This window comes from Mesorhizobium sp. KR1-2 (assembly GCF_040045035.1).
In the GTDB taxonomy this organism is placed as follows: domain Bacteria; phylum Pseudomonadota; class Alphaproteobacteria; order Rhizobiales; family Rhizobiaceae; genus Pseudaminobacter.
In genome coordinates, this window is record NZ_JBDZDS010000027.1 from 1 (window position 1) to 4,324 (window position 4,324).

Consider the following 4,324-nt stretch of genomic DNA (forward strand, 5'->3'; position numbering starts at 1 on the left):
ATAACGCCATGTCGATCACTCCATAGCCCCCGCTGAAAACACGCGGGGCAAGGTTCAAACATGGGTCACTTCTCGATGGAAATATTCGCTAATCCCGGGTCAGTTCCTGGCGGAAATCAACACAGATACCATGATCTGGGGGAAACCCGGCATCTTTGGGTCGGCGTTTCGCCACAAAACGTGATCAAGTTCTACATGCGTGCGCGATGGAGGAAAGGAGCCAGCAGCGACTCAACTCGATTTCTCGGTCTCTATTCCAGTTTCGAGCGCGAGGGGTGTTTGACCCTGGTCCAAGCCCGTGCTCGTGCTCGCGAGTGGGAAGCTCTGCGCGTGGCGGGCACAGATCCAAAACAATGGGAACTCGAGCTTGCACTGGCCGCCTTGGAAAGGGTGAGGCAACGCAGAGAGTGCGTGTTCAGCGCCGTGGTGGAGATCTATCTGGTCGAGCGTAAGAAGGTCAAGTCGGCGGCCTGGAGTGAAGGAATGATACGTCGTTATATTCTGTGTCCCGATCGCAATCACTTTTTGAACCAACCCATCGGCGACGTTGACAGTGCCGATGTCTCGTCCTTTGTGGACGCCATCACCAAGCACTCCAAGTCACAGGCTCTTCAAATCTTTCAGTTGCTCAAGCAAATCTTTGCCTGGGTGATGCGGCCAGATCGGCGAAAGCGTTTCCAGATGCTCGTAAACCCCATGAGTGATCTCCGGCTTCAGGATTTCGAACTGAGCAAGTCGATCCGCACCAACATGCTGAGCGACGAAGAAATCGCGGCGTTCTGGTATTCCTGCAAGAAACTGGGTTATCCTTTTGGGAGCCTGTTCCTTGCTTTGCTGTTGGTCGGTACTCGCCTGTCGAACATGGCGCGGTCACAACGTAGCCAGTTCGAACTTGAGAACAGAATGTTCGTAATTCCCCAAGGGGAATTCAAGTCGCAAGTCGAAACGAAGCTGCCTCTTTCGGATTTGGCAGTAGAATTGTTCTCTGGCCTGTCGGCTTTCACCGATCCGGAATCGGGGCCCTACTTGTTTTCGTCGACGCATGGGACGACCCCCGTCAGTGGGTTCCACAATTCAAAGGAACAGCTGGAGAAGTTGATGCACGAGATGTTGAGACGGATCGCTATCGCCCGCAACCGCAATCCTAACGAGACCGTGCTCAAGCCTTTCGTGCTGCACGATCTACGTAGGGTCGTACGGACGAAGTTGTCGGCGCTCGGCATCCACGCACCCGTCGCCGAGGCTGCGCTCGGGCACGGGAAAAAAGGTTTGGCTCGTGTTTACGATCAATACGCGTACCTTGAAGAACTCAAGGTGGCGATGCAGAAATACGCCGACGAGATCAAACGAATCGTCGCCGACTACAGGATCGAACCCGACGTCGACCCGAAAGAGTGACGCTGCCCCTTTGACTAAGTCCGGTTGAAGTTCGATCTGGCCCAAAGAGAGGACCAGAACATGAAGCGCAGCCGCTTCTCGGATGAATCAGATCATCGGGACTTTGAAGCAAAACGAGGCAGGGGTCTCGATCCCGGATGGGAGGTACGCGCATCTCATGGACGGCTGACCATCTTGGCTCACGAGCGGAGGGCTTTCCTCGGCAAAGCGGTGTCGTCTCGCAATGGGCGTGACGCCGGTGTCTCGCTGAGGAGGCAAGTCAGGGCGGGATTGCGCTAACGCCATCTTGTTGGATCGCTTGCCAGCGCCATAGCCGCCGTCCGAAACGATATCATCTCACCGTGGTCGAACGGGAAAATCATTCGCTTGAAACTTATCAAACGTCAAATGTACGGACGAGCAAACCTCGATCTACCCCAAGCGCGTTGATCGGCGCATGTAGGAACTTCAGCAAAAGGGGCGTCAGATCCAGTTCTCAGCGGAAACCAACAAGCACCATCTCGATAGCTGCTCCTTCGTTCTCCATCCTGGCCGTGTTCATCATCTTTTAGCATACGTGCGGTCAGCCCATCGAGTTCTGCAAAAAGTTGCGAAAAATTTTCCATTAACGGCTTGCCAGCGTTGCCTATTTCCCCAACACTTTATGCGGGTGCCGATAATTGTGCATCAGAGCGTAAGGTTATATGGATGAATAATTTCTATTCAAAAGCAGTTAGACTTGAAGAGATTCGTTTGCAGGTCTTAGATCTTATTTATGAATGCAAAGATATTATTAGTGAAACGGATATCGAAGAGCTTGCTGAGCGAACTTGGTAGGAGCACCTCAGGGCCGCGCTTGATGGGGATCATGGCTACTCGACAAGGTTGCTCCACACAATGAAGGACAGCGCGACTGCTCTATTTGCGGCGGCCGAGTGCGGTGATCAGGCTGACTTTTTTGAACGTGCTTATTAGTCAGTATGCGGACCGAATGCGCTGTCGGTGGCGGCCTTAAGGCAGCGGGACTTTGTAGGGGTCAACTTTCCTGTTGGCTTCCGGCCAGCCGCCACCCACAATCATCCGAAAGGTGCCGTGAGTGTGCCGGATTCACGCAGGCGGTCGAGGCACCAGACGGCGACCTGTGCGTGGATCAGGATCGCCGGCCCGGAGCAGGACACCTGATTACTTCAGAAACACGCTGACTGCGCCGAGGCCGCAATAGATATCAGGCCTTGCAATATCCGTTCCACATGCTGCTGGCCTGCCCCTATGAGGTGGTCCGGTTTCAGTCTTGATGCATGATCGGTTTTCCCGCCATCGTCTGGGCAGATGGTGGTGCCGATCCACGTTGTGGCGCAGGCTAGGCAATGGCCTCCGGCACCGGTGGTTTGTATCCGAGCGATGAGTGTGGCCGCTCGGTATTGTAGTAGCGCCGCCAGGCCTCGATGATGACCTTTGCCTCGGCGAGGCTGTAGAAGATCTCACCATTGAGCAGTTCGTCGCGCAGCTTCGAGTTGAAGCTCTCGCAATAGCCATTCTCCCATGGGCTGCCCGGCTCGATGAACGCTTCAGGGAGGACCACTTTTCAGGGGGCAGACCACTGCCCCACGCGGCAGGAAGCGTAGAAGGGCAACATCGGGTGGTGCACCATCACTCCATGGACGGTCATCTCGCACCAATGACCAGAGGTGTCCCGTCCCGATTTTGTGTGAACTGAGATCAATCACCGGAGCACGGGTTCGGTCCATGAAGACCTTCTTTGACCGCTTCAGATAGATGATCAGCGTATACAGCGTGATGGGGTCCGAAGGCGGCACGGTCGACCTAGCGGTCGTGATCGATACCCTTGCGGCTCATGATCCGGCCTCCCGATAGAGGAGAACTACCGCGCGCGGGATTGTTGCCGATCCGCGATACGGCACTAACCGGATCGCAACTCCGCTTTGATGGCCCAATGGCAAGCCACCTTTCGCAGGTCGCCGAAAACGAAAACCTATCAAAGCGCCCGCAATGGCGGAGAGTGCTCGCAACAAGATTTATGAGGCCCAGGAGCGACTTTTTGAGAGCCTGGAAAAATACCAAGCATCCAAGTTCAGCCTTTAACGAAACCGGCCTGTTTTAAAAAATGCGGCCGTGTAGCGCGGATACCAAAAAAACTGAAAACACCACCGCGCTTTTTTCTTGACCGCAAACCTATTTAACTGCGCCAGCGATTTGGAAGCTATCAATAAATAGTGCTTTTTTCAGATTATCGATATATTCACACCACCTATTCAACAAAACGGAAATCTCAGGTAAATTGTCTACAAATTACTTTTTTAAAAATACGCTGCGTATTTTTTGTGGTGCAAATTGTATTTTATTATCGAAACCATTTATATCATCCAACAGACCACAAAATGTCGTGCGTGCGCTAGATATATTGACATTCATTGGCTTATACTGTAATATGCGGCGAAAAAGCGAGAGGGGAGACAGGAGAAACACAGTGAATCTTGAACACAATGAGCTCCCGAACCTGACCTACGCGGACATCAAGGCGCTATTCGGCCTCCCCTGGTCGTATCGACATGTAAAGCGGCTGATAAATGAAGGTAAGTTTCCGCCGCCGGCCGAGTTGTCCAAGCGAAAATTGCGCTGGAGCTACAATCGCATAGCCCGGTGGCTTCGCCGCGTGCTTCGTTGAAATCGTCCTGCGTGAACTGGCCGGACGCACACCTGAGTCTTAACTGGAGGTGCAAAAACCGGTGCTTGCGTTACACAACAACGAGCAAAGCGGCGCAGGCATTCCGCCTGCGCCGTTCCGCTAAGTCCTTGAAATACTTGGTTGCGGGGGTTGGATTTGAACCAACGACCTTCAGGTTATGAGCCTGACGAGCTACCGGGCTGCTCCACCCCGCGTCAACTGGTGTTCGGCGTTGGCGAGCAGCCCGGTGGTGTCTGGTTT

2 protein-coding genes, 1 tRNA gene and 2 pseudogenes are annotated in these 4,324 nt (G+C 53.7%); 2 read left to right on the forward strand and 3 right to left on the reverse strand.

The genetic code is table 11. The annotated features are described in order from the left end of the window. Positions 1-180 precede the first annotated feature (180 nt). Positions 181-1,398, forward strand: coding sequence for a tyrosine-type recombinase/integrase (locus tag ABLE85_RS23805; RefSeq protein WP_348795181.1), 1,218 nt, complete (start codon positions 181-183; stop codon positions 1,396-1,398). Between the two features lie 687 nt (positions 1,399-2,085). Further along, positions 2,086-2,214: a hypothetical protein gene (locus ABLE85_RS23810; protein ID WP_348795182.1), complete on the forward strand. Its 129-nt coding sequence runs from the start codon at positions 2,086-2,088 to the stop codon at positions 2,212-2,214. A 448-nt stretch (positions 2,215-2,662) separates the two neighbouring features. Here the strand turns inward: ABLE85_RS23810 and ABLE85_RS23815 are convergent. The 3 genes and pseudogenes from ABLE85_RS23815 to ABLE85_RS23825 all read right to left on the reverse strand — a co-directional run. Continuing rightward, a pseudogene (locus ABLE85_RS23815) lies at positions 2,663-2,944 on the reverse strand (transposase); the annotation flags it as partial. Positions 2,945-3,005: 61 nt separating this feature from the next. Next, a pseudogene (locus ABLE85_RS23820) lies at positions 3,006-3,240 on the reverse strand (IS66 family transposase); the annotation flags it as partial. A 961-nt stretch (positions 3,241-4,201) separates the two neighbouring features. After that, positions 4,202-4,278, reverse strand: a tRNA-Met gene (locus ABLE85_RS23825). Positions 4,279-4,324 lie beyond the last annotated feature (46 nt).

Bases quoted from the DNA above. Each gene is read 5' to 3' on its own strand.
- ABLE85_RS23810 (WP_348795182.1), top strand. From the start codon at position 2,086: ATGAATAATTTCTATTCAAAAGCAGTTAGACTTGAAGAGATTCGTTTG.